Raw genomic sequence first — 20,232 nt, forward strand, 5'->3', positions numbered from 1 at the left:
GAGTGGCCAAAGGGAGCAGACTGTAAATCTGCCGGCACTGCCTTCGATGGTTCGAATCCGTCCCCCTCCACCATATTGAAGAAGCCAGCTCATTGAGCTGGCTTTTTTCGTTTCAGGATCTTGATAGCATAGTCCTACTACCACGAACCTTTCACTCCTCACCGAAACTCTGCTCGATTTAATACCTATCACAGTAAATAAGTGATCAGAAATAGCGTAGGGAAAATGCTTGAGAACAAGGCGCAATTTTTCGATAAGTAGTTATTCTGCAATCAAAAATTGCAACGCAGTTATCGAGTATTTTAACAAGCTAGAATGACCAGTTATTTACTACGATTGGTATAACCTATACTCAATCTCACTAAAGCAACCAACCCCATGTGAAGCTCCACAAACAAAAGGCTGAGGAGCAGATCTTTACCCTACAAACAATGTACTAGCTATTTTGATTTTGTTAGTTCGTATGGCCTTAATATGAATGTTCAATATAACTAGGAAAACACTTGAGGACTTACTAGAAAAAGTGGGTTCGCAAAATTACCAAACGGACTCAATTAGTGATGTTTGTATAAAAACACGTACAATAAATATAAATGATAGATACAAAAAATCCCGCAGGGGATGCGGGATTTTTACTAGTGACTAAATTGGTTTAAAGGTGACTAGCCTTGAATACCAACGATTAACCATGGCGCATTAGGCGCAGTCAAGTCACGCTCTAGGTGCCAGATATCTTCGATTTCTTCTTCAACACCTTCTACTGTGTCACGGTAACGACCGCTAAACTGCAGACTAAGCTGTGCTTTATTTGCATCGTAATCAGCACGGACGATCTCCGCATCAACGTACATTACGTCAGTATGCTGCTCACCGTCGAGCTTCGCGCGCTCTGCTTTTAGGTCTTCAAACAAGCTTGGAGAAACATATTCTTCAATAGTTTCTAGCTGGTTGTGATTCCACGCACCTTGCAGGATTCGATAGTGTTCACGAGAACCATTAATGAACGCTGCTTGGTCAAAACCCGGTGGGTAGTTATGTGGTACGTCTGTTTGAGCGCCAAAACCACCAAAGCCACCATTATTTGTGTTTGGTTGTTGCTCAAAGTTTTGCATGTTTGGTTGCTCAAACTTAGATGCGTTGCCACCAAATGCAGGCTGTTGACGATGCTGGTTCATACTGCCCTGCTTCGCACCTAGCATACCGCGCATTAGTTTAAAGATGACAAAGGCAATCAAACCAATAATTAGGATATCCATAAACTGGATACCTTCAAAAGCACCGCCAAAGAATGCAGCAAGTAGACCACCAGCCAGAAGTCCGCCTAGCAGACCACCCATAAGGCCTTTCTTACTTGAAGACTTTGTCGTCTGATCTTTGCCGACCGTATTGGTGTTTTGTTGCTGTTGTTTCGGTGCTGGTGCGGTTTTGTAGCTCTTACCGAAAGACTTACTGCCACCAAACTTCTTCGCTTCCGCGATAGGCGTTACAGCAACAGTAAACATCAATAAAGCAACAATAGAAAATAAACGTTTCATCGTTATCCTTAAAGTTAGCTATCTAAGATAGTGCCCCATTTTCAAGACGAAACAATCGTTGTTTCAAACAGTAGCACGCCAAAGATGATTTTTAAGTCATCATACTCTGTATACCGATTGATGAAAATAGCTTATAGAAGCTGACATGTATCAGAATATTGCCAAAAATGCAGACTGCTCACACTGCTTGCAATTCAGCTGAAGGCGCTTGATCAATGTAAAAAAGTATGGAATAAGTTCACTAATACTCCAGATTGTTTTACTTGAATTAGAATCAGTGACACAGCTCAGAATCCTACACCTTGAGGGCACTTGGACACATTGCCTTGTTGACGGTTAATAGGTAGCTGACTATCATATTGAACGATGTTCAATAAAGTAGTTTGAGAGTATGGCGCGCAGAAACGATCACACCCGAGAAGAGTTAGTGAATTTGACGTTAACAACGGTCAAAAACTTTTTAGATGAGAATTCTTACCACGAACTCAGTCTTCGTAAAATCGCTAACATGATTGGTTACGTGCCAAGCACATTGGTAAATGTTTTTGGTAATTATAATTTGTTGTTGCTTCATGTTGTCGCTCAAACTTTAGATGAGTTATCTCAAGAAGCACGCAAAGCGACTAATGACAGCAAAGACTCCCATCAAGCGCTTTTTGAACTCGCTTATTGCTACCACGATTTTGCTCAAAAACACCCATACCGTTGGCAGTTAGTGTTCGAACACAACATGAATGGAGCAGAACTTCCGGAATGGCATGCCAAACGTATCGATGGTATGACGGGAATGCTAGAGTCACTATTGGCTCAAATCGCACCACATCGTACTGAATCCGAAGTGATTCAAGCGAGTCGAGTCCTTTGGTCTGGCGTACATGGCATTACTTTACTCAGTGTTGATGATAAGTTTTTCTCTAGTGAACCGATTGATGGCAAAGAATTGATCAGTAATCTTCTTTCTAACTACCTCACGAACTGGTAACAAAGGATTATCCATGTCATCCGACAGACAGCCGTCCTTACTTACGCAGAGAAAATTCCTGCCCTATTTCATTACTCAATTTTTTGGCGCTTTCAACGACAATATTTTTAAAAACGTTTTGCTGTTGTTTGTCGCATTCGCTGGCTCCAGTGCACTGCCTATTTCGAGCAATTTGTTCATCAACCTTGCGGCAGGCTTGTTCATTCTACCGTTCTTTCTGTTCTCTGCTTCCGCTGGCGTATTAGCCGACAAATATGAAAAGTCATGGTTTATTCGTAAGGTCAAACTATTTGAAATAGCCATCATGCTGTTAGGTGCCATCGGATTCATAACCGAAAGTTATGGTGTGCTTTTATTGCTACTGTTTTTAATGGGCACACAGTCAGCATTTTTTGGCCCAGTTAAATATGCCCTTTTGCCTCAAAAGTTAAATGCTAAAGAGTTAGTGCCCGGCAACGCTCTTGTTGAAGCTGGTACCTTTATCGCCATCCTTATTGGCACCTTAGGCGCTGGGATTATAGCCTCTACAGACAACGCAAAATACCTTGCCGCATTTTGTGTCGTGATCTTCGCATTGTTAGGCTACTTGTCGAGCCGCTCAATCCCCTTTGCTGCAGCCAGCGCGCCCAATCTCTCTTTTCGTTGGCAACCATACAAGCAAACCAAACACACGCTCTCTATCGCCAAATCCGATCGAGTTGTTTTTCAATGCATAATGGCAATAAGCTGGTTTTGGTTTTTAGGCGCCGCATATCTAACACAATTTCCGAATTTCACTAAGATTTACCTAAATGGCACCGAGAGTGCGGTGTCTTTCTTGCTCGCTCTATTTTCCATTGGTATCGCGCTAGGGTCGCTACTTTGCAATTGGATCTCAAACCATCGTATCGAAGTCGGTATTGTGCCAATTGGTGCCTTTGGCATTACGGTATTTGGGTACCTAATGGCCACTTCCATTCCCAATGATCTACCTACTTTCCATAACTTTGTAGACTTCTTTAGATATGAGCCTTTTTGGCCATTATTTTTCTACCTATTGATGATTGGCGCTTCGGGCGGTTTGTTTATCGTGCCTCTTTACGCATTAATGCAGCATCGAGCAAAGGAAACCGAACGTGCTCAAGTCATCGCAGGGCTCAACATTTTTAACTCTCTGTTTATGGTCGGCAGCGCTGTCTTAGGTATTGTGTGCCTAAGTGTAATCAAGATGACAATTCCTCAGCTGTTTGCATTGTTAGCCGTTTTAAATTTCTTAGTCGCCGCTTACATCTTTTTGCAAATTCCTATTTTTGTAGTTCGCTTTGTCATGTGGATGCTTACGCACACCATCTATCGAGTTAAGCATAAGAATCTACACAACCTACCCGAGCATGGTGGGGCATTGATTGTATGTAATCATGTAAGCTACATGGATGCATTGCTACTTAGTGCCGTATGCCCAAGGTTGATTCGTTTTGTGATGGAGGAAGATTACGCCAACCTACCTCCATTAAGGCGCTTTTTACGTCGAACTGGGGTAATTCCAATTTCAGCGAGTAACAGAAGCTCTATCAGACGTGCATTTAACGATGTGGAAGCTGCGCTAAGCGAAGGTCATATCGTCTGTATTTTCCCTGAAGGAAGATTAACTTCAGATGGTGAAATGAATGAATTCATGCGCGGTATTGATATCATTCTACGTCGTAGCCCAGTACCCGTCATACCTGTTGCACTTAAAGGCTTATGGGGAAGCTATTTCAGCCGCGCAAAAGGTCGCGCATGCTGTGGCTTACCGACTCGATTTTGGTCAAAGCTAGAAATTGAGGCAGGACAACCGGTGCCACCAAATGAAGCAACGGCAAAAACAATGTTCGATAAAGTGCATCAACTTAGAGGCGACTGGCGATAAATACACTTGAACACATGTTTAGGATAACTGAACATGTGTTCAAATCATTAAGACAAACTGACCACACCCAGTGCGATATACTCTCCCTTTCATTCACAACAGCGAATAAAAACCTTGAATAGAAACTACCTCCTGTTTGGATTGGCGTTACTTTTTTGTCTAACCCCTCTTGCCTCCTCTCCCATTGCTCTAGTTATCGGTTTTCTACTCGCAAGTTTTGGTTTTGTGCCTTCCGAGCTGCCCATCGCTTCTTTTACTAAAAAGCTGCTGTCTTACTCGATTATTGGCTTAGGCTTTGGCATCAACTTTGAGCAAGCACTTGCAGTCACATCGGATGGTATCGGCCTGATCATCGCCACTATTACAGGCACACTGATCATGGGCACTCTCATTGCCAGGGTAATTAAATTGGAGCGAGTAACCGCTTACTTAATCTCATCAGGTACTGCAATTTGTGGTGGTAGCGCAATTGCTGCTGTGGCACCGGCCATTAAAGCGAAAGACGAGCAGATTGGATTAGCACTGGCAACGGTATTTGTCCTGAACTCCATTGCACTCTTTGTGTTTCCTGTGATTGGACATGCTTTAGGGCTAGATCAACACACGTTTGGCACATGGGCTGCGATTTCCATTCATGACACATCTTCTGTTGTCGGGGCTGCCTCGGCCTATGGGGAAGAAGCACTAACGACGGCAACAACATTGAAACTCGCGCGCGCTTTATGGATCATTCCTGTTGCTTTGATCAGTGCCGTCATCTTTTCAAGAGGCCAAAAAGAGAATGGAAAGAAAAAACTAGCTATCCCTTATTTCATTTTTTGGTACTGTGCAGCTATCGCGTTTAGCGACTTATTTCCTCAATTTGAAATGGTCTATCACGGCATTTTCATTGGAGCAAAGCAAGCGTTGGTTGTATGTCTGTTCTTGATAGGTTGTAGCATTTCAATTTCAAAACTAAAGTCTGCTGGAGCTAAGCCACTGTTGTTTGGTGTGACTCTGTGGGTGTTAATTTCGACCACTTCTCTAAGTTGGTTACTGTTTTAGATATTGGTGGTCTGCTTATCGCGTTGAGGGGACGGCATTTCCCGTTTGCTATTTTTGTATATAACGACCAACGCAATAGCGATCAAAAATGCCGTTAGCTCTGCAAGAGAGCGGGCTAGCCCTTCACTACTTATCGCGATACCAATTTGTAGTGCTACTGCCGCAATTAAAACTAGCTTTGCCATCCTGAACCTTATGCATTTTCTCTCCACGAAGAAGCATAATTATGATTCAGAGTTATAAGGATACGAAATTCTCTTTATGACTAATACATAGCAAAATTGACTAATGCTGAAGTGATGACAACAGCCACTCTTTCACGGCCTTACGTGAAATTTTGATCCCACCTTCTAGTAGAGTTTCTGGCATTACATGGTATCCCACTGGCCATTTAAACTTCTCTAACTTTGATTGCAAGTGCTGGTCATACTCCGACTTGCTGCGCAATCCATTGGTCTGAATCACAGCTACTGGTCTATGACCAAACTCCGCGTCTTCGACTGGAACCACTATACTCTGCACTACACCATCAATTTGGTTCAAAGCGGCTTCAATCTCTTCACAATGGATATTCTCACCACCAGAGATAAACTGATTGTCGGCACGGCCGATTATCTTTAATTCATCACCTTGCCACTCGCCAAGATCCTTGCTGTCAAACCAGCCTTTCTCATCCAGAAATGGGGTAACATGTCCTTGATGGAAATACCCTGCCGCTAATGTCTTACCGCCAACAAAAATGCGTTGGTCAACTAATTTTATCTTACGGTGCTCCAATACATGCCCAGCATTACTGGTACTGTCAATTCTCTTTGCGGTAACGGTAGAGGCCGCCTCCGTCATCCCATAACCTAACCATGTCTCAATGCCTTGCCCTGTTGCTCGTAGTGCCAACTCGTGATCAACGTGGCTGCCGCCCAGTAGCACATGTGTCAATGACAAATGTGCATCATCATCCAATAACCGTTTGAGCTGAGTCGCAACCAAAGAAGCGTGTGATACGCCCTGAACATCATCAACAAGTTTCCCTGAACCGACTTTTAGTGTTGCTCCGACATATAGCCAACGATAGACAATCGCCAATCCAGAGACGTGATACAGCGGAAGCGATAATAGCCAAGCATCTTGCTGAGTGAAAATGAACTCCTGCAACAAGCCCTCTGCAGACGCAAGATGCTGTCGATGTGTATGAACCACAGCTTTAGGCTCCCCTGTAGAGCCAGAAGTAAATACTACTGAAGCGAGCCGGTCATGATGATAGCTATCTTCAGTCAACGAATCACTCTCTTGCTGTGATACTACAGGCGGTGAAAGCAATGTTGCCTTGAGTTTTTGTATATCATGTTCAGAAAAGGTCGAAGCGCACTCCTGAGAAAACCAGATAAACCGAGTTTGATCAGGCCTGTAAAGTGTAGCAAGCTTACCCTGCAACTTATCTAGTGGTTGTTCCATGGTCAGCGCAGCGAGCGCGCCTAACTGTTTGGAGGCAAGATAAAACAACAGTGTTTCTACTTGGTTCTTGCCAACCAAAGTCAGCACATCCCCCCGAGTTACACCCAAGTCATTCAAATAGTGAGTGTATTGGTCAATACGCTTCGAGAGTTGTTGCCAGTTTAATACTTCTGTTGATGTCTTGAGTGCAATAGAAAAAGGGCTCGTTTGAGCCCAATATTTCCATGGCGCCTTCGCAATATTGTCTACGCAGAATGCCACACAATCTCCTGGTCTTTTAGAGGAAGAACGGGAAGTTCACACTTAGGCCAGCCCTGCTCTAGCTGAGCTTTGAATAAGCCAATCGTATCCAAACCTGGAACTTCATCAGGCAGCTGCCATTGGGCAAAGCGCGCTAATTGAGTTAAACCGAGACTGGATTCAATGCTCGAGCTAATCACTGCTTTCATCCCTAGTGACTTCGCTTTCTTTATCAGTGTAATACAAAAATCCACTGAACCAATGAGTGTGGGTTTGATGATGATCGTTTTCACACCAGTTAGATCTTCAAGACGGAAATCTTCACGACGAACCGCATCTTGCAATGTTTCATCCCAAGCGATAGCAATACCAGTATTAATCGCAAAAGAGAGACTATCGCCAGGAGAGCGGCACGGCTCTTCCAAAAAGGTAATGCGCTGACGCAAAGACGGAGTAATGTATTTAGCAAACTGCTGCGCTTTTTCTGGTGTCCAAGCGCGGTTTGCATCAAGTCGAAGCGTTAATTGAGGGATTGATTCAAGAAAAAGGTTCACAAGCATGCCATCGCGAATTGGCTCATAAAGTCCAACTTTCACCTTAGCGACTTTCTCACCTTCCATTTCGTTCAGCTTTGGAATGAGCTCATCTGGGTCGCCAGTGCATAGTGGCGCTGTTTGGTATTTACCTTGTTGTGGTAAGCCACCAGCTAATTCAAGCTGTGCCATCGATAAACCAAACGCAACCGACGGGTACATATTGGCATAATCCACATCCAACTCTGCAACCCAACGCTCCGCCTGTTCTTGTAGCTGAACACCCGCATCTTCGGCGCTCTCTAAGCTAAAACCAGGAAGAGGAGCGACTTCTCCGAGCCCTGTTTTACCATCTTCGGAAAGCGCAACAACATAACCAACACGTTCGGTTAGCTTGTTGTCACGTAGGATGACACCACTATCCATGGGCAAGCTATAACGATAAATTTTCGCTTCACGCATAATTCAAGTCCTATGTAATGCCGTATATTTGAGCGTTCTGACGAGCAATCCCACCAGCCTCCCAGAGGGCGAGGCGCTCAGGAAAAAAGGAACAGAGGAGCTAACACGCTCCTCATTTAGACGGATTATGGGTTGCGAGGGAATTTATCGAAGTCTGGGCGACGCTTCTCGTTAAAGGCATTACGACCTTCTTGGCCTTCATCTGTCATGTAGAACATCATCGTTGCGTTACCCGCTAACTCTTGCAGACCCGCTTGACCATCACAATCTGCGTTTAATGCAGCTTTCAGGCAGCGCAATGCCATTGGGCTGTGCTGTAGTACTTCACGACACCAACGAACGGTTTCTTTCTCTAGATCCGCTAGTGGTACAACTGTGTTTACTAGGCCCATGTCTACCGCTTCTTGAGCATTGTAGAAACGACATAGGAACCAAATTTCGCGAGCTTTCTTTTGGCCTACGATGCGAGCCATGTAAGATGCCCCCCAACCACCATCAAATGAACCCACTTTAGGGCCTGTTTGACCAAATTGAGCGTTGTCAGCTGCAATCGTTAGGTCACACATCATGTGCAGAACATGACCACCGCCCACAGCCCAACCCGCTACAGATGCGATCACTGGTTTTGGACAAGTACGAATATCACGTTGGAAGTCCAATACGTTTAGGTGGTGCGTACCTTGGTCGTCTTTGTAGCCGCCGTAGTCGCCGCGGATCTTCTGGTCGCCGCCAGAACAGAATGCGTCTTCACCTAGACCTGTTAGAATGATCACGCCAACACCAGAGTCGTAACGCGCATCTGCCAACGCATCAATCATCTCTTTTACCGTTTGAGGACGAAACGCGTTACGCACTTGAGGACGTGCAATAGTGATTTTCGCGATACCATCTTCAGACTTATGGTAATGAATGTCCTCGTATTTCTCGCCGCAATCTTTCCATTGAACCGGAGCGTAAAGTTCTTCTTCAGAAATGCCTACTGTTTTAGCCATGGTGATTCCCATTGTTCTCGTTACTCTCACCAAAGTGAGACTGAATTATTTGCTTGGTATGTATCGCAAACTGTTTGGGCTGCTCTTGATGGACGTTATGACCAGCGCCTTCAACTTGTCGATACGCCAACCCGCTACGTTGTGCCAGTTGGCTAAATTTTTGGTCTTTCTCACCACACAAGTAATACACTGGTATATTCTGCTTTTGCAGTGAGGGCAACAAATATGCCTGTTTGGCTAACGATGTCGCCATCAACATATTCGCCACCGCTGAGCCAAGATTATCACTTCGCTTCGCAATGAATGTTTGTCTTTGCTCATGGTTTAGTGAAGAAAACACCGCTTGTTGGTACCAATCGTTCAAAACACGTTCAAGTGGTTCAGTTTTGAAACGCATTGCCCAGCGAGCATCATTCTCTAATCTCACCTGTTTCTCTGACTCAGTTTGAAGCCCGAAGTTTCCCCCTTCAACAATCGCGCCCGCAATATTGAGATCTGGAAAGCATTGATGGGCAATACCATGCATCGCAATGCGGCCGCCCATAGAGTAACCAATCAAAATAAGTGGTTGTTGTGAGGGAAATAATAAAGATAGTGTGGAACCAAGAAGTTTGCAGCAATCATTCAGATCGCTGCAAGAAATAGATTGGCTATGCCCATGACCAGGGAGGTCAACCGTAACACGTTCATACTCGGGTAACGCGTTGATACACGATTGCCAATCTTCACCGCTACCAAGCAAACCATGCAAAAACACCAGAGTAGGCAAAGTAATACTTTGGTGCTTTTCTAATACAGGGAAACGTTCAAAGTAAAGCATTCAGACTCTTATTAAATGCCTTGAGTGTCTCAGCAGCTTGGTTAGATGGGGTTTGAACCTCGACCAGCAACGTTCCTTGGCCGTGACATAAATGCTCTTTTACAGATGATTGGAATTGCTCCAGTGTAGAAACATGCAAATACGCCAAACCAAACTGCTTTGCCGCGTGTTCAAACTGATAACCATGAGGCATTTGATAATATGTCGTCCTGCGCTCTGGTGGTACTGGCAACATATCAAAAATCGCACCGCCGTCATTATTGGTAACAACAAGTACCGCCGGCAGTTTATTGTGAGAAAATAGCGCCAGAGAATTGAGATCATAAAGTGCTGCTGTGTCACCGATATACATCAGTAACGGATTACCTCTTGCCCGTTGCACGCCTGATGCTGCAGCAAACAAACCGTCAATCCCTGACGCGCCTCGGTTAGTGAACACTTCTACATCATCAAGTTTGCCGTACATATCGACAAGTCGAACAAACAAACTGTTACCCAAAAAGACATCAGCGTTTTTAGTGCGCTCGTTGATGTCTGCTGCCAACGCAATTTCGTCAATGGCAGACGCTGAACCAGATAGGAAAGCTTCTTCGATACGTTGATGAACTCGCTTAACTCCATTCGCTAACCTATCAGCCCACCCAGCAAATATTGGCTTCTCAAAGCTAATGCGAGAAACCCAAGTTTGAGGAAGCTCAACCCAGTGCATTTGCGCCAGATGATTTTGGTTATTACGGTCCATACGCGGCGAGATATACCAGTATTGAACGTCTTTACTTTGTTGATTTTTCGATACTTGTTTATCAATCCATTGGTTCAAACGTTTGGAGATGATTCGGCTACCAAATTGGATAATAAGTTCACAAGATTCAAGCTCGTTTGCAAACTCGGGAAGTTGAAGCCATACATCGTAATACGCCCAATCCGAACTGAGGCCACTTTGCGGGTCTGCAAGTACTGGCCATCCCATCTTTTGTGCAAATGCCTGCGCCGAACGCGCTTGTTCAAGCGGTAAGCTGCCAATCACAACCAAGCCTTTTTTGTCCGAAAAAGGCGGGATGTTCGCCTGTGACAAATGGCTAAAACGCTGAGTATAAGTGCCGCTTCCTTTTCGCCATCCGGCGACCGAATCTAAGTAGGTTTGATAATCCGCTTTTGCGCCGTTGGAATACAAAGGCTCTGGAAATGCACAATTAATATGAACAGCACTACCCTGCAATTGCTGAGTAAACATCACTTCGTCAACAGAGGTCAGCAACCAGTTAAGCGACGTTGCTAAATTTGGGCTTGGTAAATTCAAACTGGCCGAAACATGATGTGAAAAAATACCCAATTGATTTATCGCTTGGTTTGCACCACAGCCGACAAGTTCTACTGGACGATCTGCTGTCAGCAGCACCAGTTTTTCACCAGTAAGTTTGGCTTCGGCAACCGACGGTAATAGGTTCGCCACTGCCGTACCAGAGGTAACGATAATTGCCACTGGCTCCTGAGTAGCTTTCGCTAAACCAAGAGCCATAAAGCCCAGTCCACGCTCATCAAAATGAGTATGAATGGAAAAGTCGGACTGTTCTGCCGCTTCTAAAGTTAAAGGAGTAGAACGAGATCCGGGAGCGATACAAACATGCTTAACGCCAAATCGCTGAAGCTCAATCAATATGGTTTCTGACCAAACTCGATTGAGCACCGCTTGGTCATGACTCATGATGCGACTCCCAATGGCGGATGATCAGAAATCAGCGTAAGTAACGTCGACATTTTCTTATCAAGTTCTGCCCACTCATGTTCTGCCACAGAACCAGGCACAATCCCTGCGCCCGCAAACAGTTGTACTTGATCACCGAGCACAAGCGCGCTTCTGATTGCGACACAAAACTCTGCTCGTTCATGGCTAATGTAACCCATAGAGCCTGCATACCAGCCGCGTGCAAAGGGCTCATTATCAAGAATAAACTGCATGGACTCTTGTCGGGGTAAGCCAGCAACCGCCGCTGTTGGCTGAAGCGCCGATAACAACTGAACACCATTTATCCCCGCTCTTAGACTAGCGTGAATATTTCGCTTAAGGTGCTGCACTTTTCGTAGTCTGACCAAACTCGGTTCAGCTTCCACTTCAACCATTTCAGAATGCGGTAATAGACGATCAATGATGTCGTCCACCACATACTGGTTTTCGTTGAGGTTCTTTTGGTCTTGGGATAACCAATTCGCCAACTCCATATCTTGAGTGGCATTGTCTCCCCGACCAATCGTACCTGCTAACGCTTCGGTATGTAGCTCATGCCCTACGCGAGAATACAAACGTTCTGGCGTAGACCCCATAAAACTGTGCTTACTGTCTAAGCTCAGCATGAAATGGAAGCTATGATGGTTATTTAAGTAACTTGCTTTAAGTAGCTGTGCAGCACTTAATGTGTTATCAAGCTGCACGGTAGAGCGACGCGCTAAAACCACTTTCTTAAAATCATCATTCTCTATACCAGTCAGAACCTTATGAACTAACTCATTCCATTGAGGCTGACTTGGCGTGTGAACAATAGAGCGGATGTGAGACGAAATTGGAGCTAAGGCCGCGACCTCACAAACCAGTTTATTCAACCCAGCTAGAGTTCGCGCTTTGTCTTCTGAAATATTAACTGCGAGAGACCACTGTTGGTCAAAACGAATTAACTCAATTTGAGGCAAAAAGAAAAAAGAAGGCATACAGCGACGATTCTTCTCATGCTGTCCATCAAAAGAGCGCCCGCCCCAGACTCTTTGCCCTTCACCTAGAATGGTATAAGCAGGACCTGGCTCAACAAAAGCGTGCAATTGCCCTAGTGCAACGACCTCTTCACGTGTATCGCGGGACTGCCAATAAAACTTAGGGAAAAGTGGTTGTGCATCAAGCCAATCAATAAATGAGAAATTAGGTTTCTCGCTAAGGGGCTCGACCAGACGTGTTTGATTGCCTTCCGATTGCTGAACTCGCTCGATAATTCTCTTTACGGCTTGATGGAACTGTGACAAATCAACCTCGTTGTATGTGAGGATAAATGGTAACTGACGGCTACTCTAAGTTTAGACCCAAAGCAAATCAAGGTCGTATGCGATCTTTTGCGAAATCCTGTGATAGCAAGCGAGCAAAACTTAACCAGCAGACAGATTATTTACAGATATATATTCTAATAAAAAACAAATTATTGTACTTTAATAAAGAAATTAACGAATTTTTAGGAATTAAACAATGCAAAATATCGGGATGTCGTCAAAACTCGACAATGTCTGCTACGACATTAGGGGCCCTGTACTCAAACATGCTAAGCGCATGGAGGAAGAAGGGCATAAAATCCTAAAGCTAAACATTGGTAACCCTGCCCCATTTGGTTTTGACGCCCCTGATGAGATTTTAGTCGACGTGATTCGTAATCTGCCGACTTCTCAAGGCTATTGTGATTCCAAAGGCATTTACTCTGCTCGTAAAGCTGTGGTCCAACACTATCAGCGTAAAGGTATACGCTCGCTAGATGTCGAAGATGTGTATGTAGGTAACGGCGTGTCTGAGTTGATCGTAATGGCCATGCAAGCGCTATTAAACAATGGCGACGAAATGCTGATCCCAGCACCAGACTATCCGTTATGGACAGCTTCAGTTGCACTATCTGGTGGTAAGCCGGTTCATTATCTATGTGATGAAGAAGCTGACTGGTACCCAGACCTTGAAGACATCAAAAAGAAAATCACACCAAAGACACGTGGCATTGTTCTGATCAACCCGAACAACCCGACAGGTGCGGTATACAGCCGTGACTTCCTACTTGAAGTGATTGAGATAGCACGCAAGCACAAACTGATCATTTTCGCAGATGAGATCTACGACAAAGTGTTGTACGACGGTGCAACACATACCTCAGTCGCCACACTCACTGAAGACGTGCTAGTCATGACATTCAATGGCCTTTCAAAAGCCTACCGTGTTTGTGGTTTCCGTGGTGGCTGGATGTTCCTAACGGGGCCTAAACATCTGGCTCAAGGGTACGTGAATGGCTTGGAGCTGCTTTCATCGATGCGTTTATGTGCAAACGTACCAATGCAACATGCCATTCAAACCGCGTTAGGTGGATACCAGAGTATCAATGAACTGATTTTACCAGGCGGACGCTTATTAGAGCAGCGCAACCGAGCGTATGAACTGATCAATCAGATTCCTGGTGTTTCTTGTGTCAAACCTAAGGGTGCGATGTACCTCTTCCCGAAAATCGACACTAAAATGTACAACATCAAGAACGATCAGCAGATGGTTTTAGATTTCTTAAAACAAGAGAAGGTCTTACTGGTGCAAGGTTCCGGTTTTAACTGGCCAAAACCAGACCACTTCCGCATCGTGACACTACCGCACGTTGAAGATCTAGAAATCGCTATTGGACGTTTTGAAAGATTCCTATCAACCTACAGCCAGTAATGAATCACTGGTAGTAATTAGTGCTGATCTCTCATATGCTTAGAGGAACTCCTAGTGAGTTCCTTTTTTACACCAGAAACGGAGAAAGCCATGAAAGAAAGCCATTTTTTCGCCCACCTGGCTCGAATGAAGCTGATCCAACGCTGGCCTTTAATGCGGTCCGTCTCACCAGAAAACGTTTCAGAGCATAGCTTACAAGTTGCTTTTGTCGCTCATGCCCTTGCCCTAATTAAAAACAAAAAGTTCGGCGGCAACCTTAATCCAGAACGCATCGCTATTCTTGCCATGTACCATGATTCCAGTGAAGTATTAACGGGTGATCTTCCAACTCCAGTGAAGTATTACAACCCTGAAATTGCCAAAGAATATAAGAAGATAGAATCGGCAGCGGAACAAAAATTACTCTCAATGTTACCGGAAGAGTTCCACGATGATTTTGCCCCCTATCTTCTTTCTCACTCTGCACACGAAGAGGACGCAAAAATCGTTAAGCAAGCCGATTCCATCTGTGCCTATTTAAAATGTCTTGAAGAACTAAGCGCCGGCAACCATGAGTTCGCTCTGGCAAAAAAACGCTTAGACGTCACTTTGCAAGAACGCAGAACGCCTGAAATGGCTTACTTTCTCAATACCTTTGCCCCAAGTTTCGAATTATCGTTAGATGAAATCAGTTAGCTTACGGAGATAATCGTGTCGTTTGAATTACACCCGCAATGGCAAGAGCGCCATGATGATGAGCATAAAATCCGTCGAGACGACCATCGGAGCCCGTACCAACGAGACCGAGCGCGCATTCTTCACTCGGCTGCATTTCGACGCCTACAAGCAAAAACCCAAGTACACGGCAATAGCTTGGAAGACTTTCACCGCAGTCGGTTAACACACTCCTTAGAAGCGTCGCAACTAGGGACCGGTATCGTCGCCCAGTTAAAGAAAAAACAGCCAGAGTTCCGTGATCTATTACCATCAGACAGCTTAATTGATTCATTATGTTTGGCTCACGACATCGGGCATCCTCCATACGGTCATGGGGGAGAAGTCGCTCTAAACTACGTAATGCGCGAACATGGCGGCTTCGAGGGGAATGCCCAAACCTTTCGTATCGTCACTAAGTTAGAGCCTTATACTGAGCATTTCGGAATGAATTTATCACGCCGCACACTGCTTGGTTTGATTAAGTACCCTGCCCTCATTAGTCAAACACGCTCCGTCAAGTTGCCTCAACCAGCCGAGCATCAACGTAAACTAAAAGCAAAAGATTGGAGCCCAGCTAAAGGCATTTATGATTGTGATAAAGACTTATTTGATTGGGTAATTGCACCCCTTTCTGACAACGACAAGGCATTGCTTAGTCTGATGCGTTCAACGCCAGAATCGGAGTTTGAGCACAGTAAAACGCGTTTTAAATCACTCGATTGCTCAATCATGGAGCTAGCAGATGATATCGCCTACGGTGTTCATGATTTAGAAGATGCAATCGTACTTGGTATGGTGACACGTCAGCAATGGCAAGAAGGCGCAGCAAGTCAATTAGCGGACTGTGGCGACCCGTGGTTTGAAGCTCATATCGATTCCATCGGACAGATGCTATTTAGCGGTAAGCACCATGAGCGGAAAGATGCTATCGGTGGTATGGTTAACGCGCTACTGACCAGCATTTCAATCAAAACGGTGGATGAGCCGTTTAATAACCCGTTACTGTCTTGGAATGCGTGTTTAGAACCACAGATGGCACGTGCACTTGACGTACTCAAGCACTTTGTCAGCACCTTCGTTATCCAAGTCCCGCAGGTCCAGATCGTTGAGTATAAGGGTCAGCAAATTATTATGGATATTTTTGAAGCGTTAACAGCAGACCCAGAGCGATTACTACCCGTTCATACAAAAGATCTGTGGTGTCAGGCGAAGAGCGAGAGCAATAAGATGAGGGTCATCGCCGATTATATTTCTGCAATGACCGATGGTCACGCGCAAAAGCTACACCGCCAACTTTTCTCTTCCATCGTTCTTTAGTAACACTCAACCTTTCAAGTAATTCTTTTCAAAAACGCCCGGAGGCATCTGGGCGATTTGGAATTCGATCATATTTTCAAAGGCATGCATAAGCGGTGTAAAGTCGCGCTCGGGTTCAAGCAAGCGAAGCGAATGATAACCAGCCTCGACTGTCGATAAGCTATTCTCAGAGGGCGCCTTACGAATGGTGTAGTGCCCTTGTAGTTGCTTAGGCAACTGCACGGTTGGGAGTGGATGTAAGTTGCTTGAGAGTTGCCACATTTTGTACGCTTTTTTCCACGTACCATCGAGCAAAATCAAACGTATTTTCTTAGATACACTATGACTCGCTTGAGTGATTTCAGAAATGCATCGTGACTCTTCTGATGGGTAAAGAACAAAATGTTGATATGACTCATCCGCTAATAAGTGACTTAAGGCATCATCACAAGAAAAGTCCTCTCCTATCAAACAAATACAGTTATCTAAACTCAAATTGAGAATCCGTGCCGTACCAAGCGGACGATGTTCTTCACTCGTGTGCTGAAGAATGATAAGTTCTACCTCGCTTGCCAGCGGTACAATCCATTGGCAAATACACGCTTTTTGCGATTTTCCACAACGAGAACAATAACGAGACATAGAGTGAACCTTTATACCTTGCTGAGTATTATCAGCGTGATCTGTTTGATACTTCAATTTGAACCAATGGCAAGCCTAACCGAGTGGCACAGCTACAATATACGCCATGGTGAATGGTGGCGAATCGTAACAGGAAATCTCACACATACCAACTTTGCGCACTTAGGAATGAACCTCGCCGGATTGTGGATCATTACTTTTATTTTTCGCCCAAGCACTCGTAACTTCCTTATCGTTTTTTCAATCTTATGTGCATGTGTTGGTGCGCTGAATTTGTTTACCAACATGTCGGTGTACGTGGGTTTATCCGGCGTATTACACGGATTGTTTGGATTTTGGGCGCTCAGAGAAGTCTTTGAAAGCAGAAGAAGCAGTGTGTTGTTAGTCGGAGGGCTAATCGCCAAAGTAGCATGGGAGCAGGTCTATGGCCCATCCAGCAGTACTGCTGAGCTTATCGGTGCAAACGTTGCTATTGATGCTCATATGTTTGGCGCACTCGGTGGGTTAGTAATGGCTTTACTGGAAAAAGGCCTTCGCCGTCGTTTATTCGGATAAAAAATCCCGAACCACGAAAGAGGGGCTGGTTCGGGAAAGCAGTAATAGGGAAACAGATATTGTTCTGAATTCAGACTCAATATCTGCAATACATCAAGCTACAGTAAAATGCGGTCTTCGTTTTTCTTAACTGTCGCTTCACCTATGCCTTTTACGCTCTTCAAATCTGCTGCCGTTTTAAAAGGGCCATGTTCCTCGCGGTAGTCCACTATACTCTGCGCTTTCTTCTCACCTATACCTTTCAACATGGTCGCAATTTCTTCAGCAGTGGCCGTGTTGATATTTACAGTAATTTCAATTCCTTCATATTTGTCAGTGGCTGAATCCGCAGCCATGCTAAAAGGTGCAAAAACAAATAAGCACAATGTCAAAATCCATTTCATATTGAACATACAATCTCCAAAATAGTAGGCTAAAAACAGTCGTCGAGAGCGAGTCACTATCAAGTTTGCAATGGAAAGCAATATGGTTATGCATTTAACAAACTGAGATGACCCGGAATTCACAACGGCCGCTATCACTTAAACGCGCACTAATTTAAGTAATGCCTATTGATGATTGAAGTTCATAAAGACAAAAATAAAACGGACCGCTTATGCGGTCCGTTTTATTCAACATACAAATTACACTAATTGTGCTTAGTTGCTCACAACAAAGTACTCAATGTCAGTATTTGCACGCAGTACGGCTAGTACAGATGATAAATCTTGCTGAGAAGATGCACGCTGCATTTGCATCGCAACTTGATCTTCTAACTCACTATCTAGCTCTGCATTTACAGCATCAAGCTCGATGATAATGATGTTACCTTCAAGATCTTTAGACTGACCGTATACTGGTTTACCATCGACTGGTTTTGCCATCGCGAATACCGTTGTTGCTAACGGAGAACGACGGTCTACTGTCTCTTGTTCACCAAAGGCAAGATTGTTTTCAGCAAGCACGTTCGTCTTACCTTCTTTCAATGCCGCAACGACTTGTGTTCCAAGTTCCATCGCTTCTTGCTCACCTTTAACACGAGATAGCTCTGCAACAACCTGATCTTTCACTTCTTCTAGTGGAAGAACTGTCTCGTCACGCGCATCTTCAACACGAACAACGATAATATGCTCAGGCGCAACTTCGATAGCTTCAGAGTTTAGGCCATCTTCTTTAACTTCAGGACTAAGGATAGCTTGCATTACCGCAGGGCTACGAAGCACTTCAGGTGCATCAACCTGAGAAATAAAGTCTGTTGTCTTCACTTCTTGGTTAACCGCTTGAGAAGCATCATACAATGAGTCTGGGTATTCAAACGCTACACGCTCAAGCTCATTTTGCAACTCGTAGAATTGATCGATCGCTTGTTGGTCCACCATCTCTTGTTTGATTTCAGCAGCGACTTCTTCAAATGGCTTCGCCACAGAATCTTTTAGCTCTTCAAGCTTGATAATGTGATAGCCAAAGTCCGACTTTACTAGACCCGACGTATCGCCAGGATTCTTCAGTGCGAATGCCGCTTCTTCAAAAGCAGGGTCCATCACATCACGCTCAATCCAACCTAGGTCACCACCGTTTTCAGCGCTGCCAAAATCGTCAGATTTCTCTTGAGCAAGCGTCGCAAAGTCTGCACCCGCGTTTAGCTCATCTAGGATAGCTTGCGCTTTTGCTTCATCGTCCCCTTCTACAAGAATGTGAGCGACACGGCGTTGCTCTTCTGAAGAGTATTTGTTTAAGTGCTCGTCGTAGTACTTTTTCACCTCAGCATCAGAAACATTAACTTGTTCCTTTAGCGCTTCAGCTGACAGTTCGATGTAAGAGACTTTAACCTGCTCTGGACGTGTAAAGTTGTCTGGGTTTGCTTTGTAGTACTCTTGAATTTCTTCGTCGGTCAATTCAATATTTTTCGCAAACTCCGCTAAGTCGATCTGAATCGTGCGAATATCACGAGTTTGAGTGAACAGCTTGCCTTCTGCTTGTACTTCACCCGGCAGAATAAATTCACTGTTTTGTAGCGCATTCAGCAGTTGCTCACGAACCAATTCACGACGCATGTACTCAGCAAAAGAGTCTGGCGAAAAGCCTGCACGACGCAAAGAAGCTTGATAGATCTCTTGATCAAACTGACCATTAGATTGGAACTGAGGCATGTCTAGAATCATGCTACGCACTTGAGTGTCGCTGATTCGCAGACCCAAAGCTTCAGCTTGTTGGTCAAGCAACACGTCATTGATCATTCGATCTAAAACGGATTTGCGGAAAGATTCAACATATGCAGGGTCAGCCAGCATTTGAGAGAAGTAGTCACCCAACTGAGCTTGCATACGGTTACGCTCATTTTGGTATGCCATCTCGAACTCACCACGAGGAATCTCAGTGTTACCGACTTTCGCTGCAGAGTTGTTGCTACCACCAACGATGTAGCTACCTACACCTGCAAATACGAAAGACAGGATGATAAGTCCAAGGATAATTTTGACCGCGATGCTATTCACGCCTTCGCGTAGTCGATCCATCATAATTTAACTGCTCTCCACAATTGAAGCCTACTGCTTCTATCTAATAGAAATAATGGCGCAATAATATCAGAAAAAGAAATGCGCATCAGTATGATGCGCATAATTTAAGAAAGTTCGGCTCGAAGTTTGTAAATTTTTGTTCGAAACTTATTGTTT

The 20,232-nt window shown here is 44.6% G+C and carries 18 protein-coding genes; 7 read left to right on the forward strand and 11 right to left on the reverse strand.

Annotated elements, in window-relative coordinates; translation table 11 throughout:
- Positions 1–662 precede the first annotated feature (662 nt).
- The gene (locus tag R8N49_RS12345; RefSeq protein WP_005384268.1) at positions 663–1,535 is read right to left on the reverse strand and encodes a Tim44 domain-containing protein; all 873 of its coding nucleotides are present in this window, start codon (positions 1,533–1,535) and stop codon (positions 663–665) included.
- 391 nt (positions 1,536–1,926) lie between these two features.
- On the opposite strand from R8N49_RS12345, the gene R8N49_RS12350 reads away from it, so the two are divergent.
- The 3 genes from R8N49_RS12350 (at position 1,927) to R8N49_RS12360 (ending at position 5,449) form a co-directional block, all read left to right on the forward strand.
- Positions 1,927–2,517, forward strand: a complete 591-nt coding sequence (locus R8N49_RS12350) for a TetR/AcrR family transcriptional regulator (protein ID WP_005382308.1) — start codon at positions 1,927–1,929, stop codon at positions 2,515–2,517.
- Between the two features lie 13 nt (positions 2,518–2,530).
- The gene (locus tag R8N49_RS12355) at positions 2,531–4,405 is read left to right on the forward strand and encodes an MFS transporter (protein ID WP_186584406.1); all 1,875 of its coding nucleotides are present in this window, start codon (positions 2,531–2,533) and stop codon (positions 4,403–4,405) included.
- 114 nt (positions 4,406–4,519) lie between these two features.
- The gene (locus R8N49_RS12360; RefSeq protein ID WP_114139466.1) at positions 4,520–5,449 is read left to right on the forward strand and encodes a YeiH family protein; all 930 of its coding nucleotides are present in this window, start codon (positions 4,520–4,522) and stop codon (positions 5,447–5,449) included.
- Here R8N49_RS12360 and R8N49_RS12365 read toward each other — a convergent pair.
- From R8N49_RS12365 to R8N49_RS12395, 7 genes are all read right to left on the reverse strand, one after another.
- Positions 5,446–5,634 (reverse strand): hypothetical protein, encoded by a 189-nt coding sequence (locus R8N49_RS12365; RefSeq protein WP_005382314.1) that lies wholly within the window; start codon positions 5,632–5,634, stop codon positions 5,446–5,448. The genes R8N49_RS12360 and R8N49_RS12365 overlap by 4 nt on opposite strands.
- 100 nt (positions 5,635–5,734) lie before the next feature.
- Positions 5,735–7,162, reverse strand: coding sequence for an o-succinylbenzoate--CoA ligase (menE, locus tag R8N49_RS12370; protein ID WP_065274282.1), 1,428 nt, complete (start codon positions 7,160–7,162; stop codon positions 5,735–5,737).
- Positions 7,147–8,136, reverse strand: coding sequence for an o-succinylbenzoate synthase (gene menC / locus R8N49_RS12375; protein WP_186584408.1), 990 nt, complete (start codon positions 8,134–8,136; stop codon positions 7,147–7,149). Before menC ends, menE begins: the two co-directional genes overlap by 16 nt.
- Positions 8,137–8,261: 125 nt before the next feature.
- The gene (menB, locus tag R8N49_RS12380; protein WP_005382318.1) at positions 8,262–9,128 is read right to left on the reverse strand and encodes a 1,4-dihydroxy-2-naphthoyl-CoA synthase; all 867 of its coding nucleotides are present in this window, start codon (positions 9,126–9,128) and stop codon (positions 8,262–8,264) included.
- A complete protein-coding gene (gene menH / locus R8N49_RS12385; RefSeq protein ID WP_149191943.1) occupies positions 9,121–9,948 on the reverse strand; it encodes a 2-succinyl-6-hydroxy-2,4-cyclohexadiene-1-carboxylate synthase in 828 nt (275 codons plus the stop codon). Before menH ends, menB begins: the two co-directional genes overlap by 8 nt.
- Entirely contained in the window at positions 9,935–11,653 is a 1,719-nt protein-coding gene (gene menD, locus R8N49_RS12390) for a 2-succinyl-5-enolpyruvyl-6-hydroxy-3-cyclohexene-1-carboxylic-acid synthase (RefSeq protein ID WP_186584409.1), read from the reverse strand. The genes menH and menD overlap by 14 nt, the downstream gene beginning before the upstream one ends.
- Complete coding sequence (locus R8N49_RS12395) at positions 11,650–12,957, reverse strand: isochorismate synthase MenF (protein ID WP_053303262.1); 1,308 nt, start codon at positions 12,955–12,957, stop codon at positions 11,650–11,652. Before R8N49_RS12395 ends, menD begins: the two co-directional genes overlap by 4 nt.
- A 217-nt stretch (positions 12,958–13,174) precedes the next feature.
- On the opposite strand from R8N49_RS12395, the gene R8N49_RS12400 reads away from it, so the two are divergent.
- From R8N49_RS12400 to R8N49_RS12410, 3 genes are all read left to right on the forward strand, one after another.
- Positions 13,175–14,389 (forward strand): pyridoxal phosphate-dependent aminotransferase, encoded by a 1,215-nt coding sequence (locus tag R8N49_RS12400; protein WP_053303263.1) that lies wholly within the window; start codon positions 13,175–13,177, stop codon positions 14,387–14,389.
- 90 nt (positions 14,390–14,479) lie between these two features.
- Complete coding sequence (gene yfbR, locus R8N49_RS12405) at positions 14,480–15,064, forward strand: 5'-deoxynucleotidase (RefSeq protein ID WP_186584410.1); 585 nt, start codon at positions 14,480–14,482, stop codon at positions 15,062–15,064.
- A gap of 15 nt (positions 15,065–15,079) precedes the next feature.
- Complete coding sequence (locus tag R8N49_RS12410) at positions 15,080–16,402, forward strand: anti-phage deoxyguanosine triphosphatase (RefSeq protein ID WP_115385831.1); 1,323 nt, start codon at positions 15,080–15,082, stop codon at positions 16,400–16,402.
- A gap of 6 nt (positions 16,403–16,408) precedes the next feature.
- Here the strand turns inward: R8N49_RS12410 and R8N49_RS12415 are convergent, their stop codons facing one another.
- Positions 16,409–17,023: a tRNA-uridine aminocarboxypropyltransferase gene (locus R8N49_RS12415; RefSeq protein ID WP_318189994.1), complete on the reverse strand. Its 615-nt coding sequence runs from the start codon at positions 17,021–17,023 to the stop codon at positions 16,409–16,411.
- A 3-nt stretch (positions 17,024–17,026) separates the two neighbouring features.
- Here R8N49_RS12415 and rrtA point away from each other — a divergent pair, with 3 nt between their 5' ends.
- On the forward strand, positions 17,027–17,578 hold the full coding sequence (gene rrtA, locus R8N49_RS12420) for a rhombosortase (RefSeq protein WP_005382331.1): 552 nt from the start codon (positions 17,027–17,029) through the stop codon (positions 17,576–17,578).
- Between the two features lie 98 nt (positions 17,579–17,676).
- Here rrtA and R8N49_RS12425 read toward each other — a convergent pair whose 3' ends face one another.
- The gene (locus R8N49_RS12425) at positions 17,677–17,961 is read right to left on the reverse strand and encodes a ComEA family DNA-binding protein (protein ID WP_031777211.1); all 285 of its coding nucleotides are present in this window, start codon (positions 17,959–17,961) and stop codon (positions 17,677–17,679) included.
- 255 nt (positions 17,962–18,216) lie between these two features.
- Positions 18,217–20,076: a peptidylprolyl isomerase gene (gene ppiD, locus R8N49_RS12430; protein ID WP_005382334.1), complete on the reverse strand. Its 1,860-nt coding sequence runs from the start codon at positions 20,074–20,076 to the stop codon at positions 18,217–18,219.
- Between the last annotated feature and the right edge of the window lie 156 nt (positions 20,077–20,232).

The sequence above is a fragment of the Vibrio sp. 1978 genome (assembly GCF_033344345.1).

Coding starts and splice junctions, on each gene's coding strand:
- R8N49_RS12350 (WP_005382308.1), top strand. CDS start 1,927: ATGGCGCGCAGAAACGATCACACCCGAGAAGAGTTAGTGAATTTGACG.
- R8N49_RS12345 (WP_005384268.1), bottom strand. CDS start 1,535: ATGAAACGTTTATTTTCTATTGTTGCTTTATTGATGTTTACTGTTGCT.
- R8N49_RS12400 (WP_053303263.1), top strand. CDS start 13,175: ATGCAAAATATCGGGATGTCGTCAAAACTCGACAATGTCTGCTACGAC.
- R8N49_RS12415 (WP_318189994.1), bottom strand. CDS start 17,023: ATGTCTCGTTATTGTTCTCGTTGTGGAAAATCGCAAAAAGCGTGTATT.
- menB (WP_005382318.1), bottom strand. CDS start 9,128: ATGGCTAAAACAGTAGGCATTTCTGAAGAAGAACTTTACGCTCCGGTT.
- R8N49_RS12365 (WP_005382314.1), bottom strand. CDS start 5,634: ATGGCAAAGCTAGTTTTAATTGCGGCAGTAGCACTACAAATTGGTATC.
- R8N49_RS12355 (WP_186584406.1), top strand. CDS start 2,531: ATGTCATCCGACAGACAGCCGTCCTTACTTACGCAGAGAAAATTCCTG.
- menH (WP_149191943.1), bottom strand. CDS start 9,948: ATGCTTTACTTTGAACGTTTCCCTGTATTAGAAAAGCACCAAAGTATT.
- ppiD (WP_005382334.1), bottom strand. CDS start 20,076: ATGATGGATCGACTACGCGAAGGCGTGAATAGCATCGCGGTCAAAATT.
- R8N49_RS12425 (WP_031777211.1), bottom strand. CDS start 17,961: ATGAAATGGATTTTGACATTGTGCTTATTTGTTTTTGCACCTTTTAGC.
- yfbR (WP_186584410.1), top strand. CDS start 14,480: ATGAAAGAAAGCCATTTTTTCGCCCACCTGGCTCGAATGAAGCTGATC.
- menC (WP_186584408.1), bottom strand. CDS start 8,136: ATGCGTGAAGCGAAAATTTATCGTTATAGCTTGCCCATGGATAGTGGT.
- menD (WP_186584409.1), bottom strand. CDS start 11,653: ATGAGTCATGACCAAGCGGTGCTCAATCGAGTTTGGTCAGAAACCATA.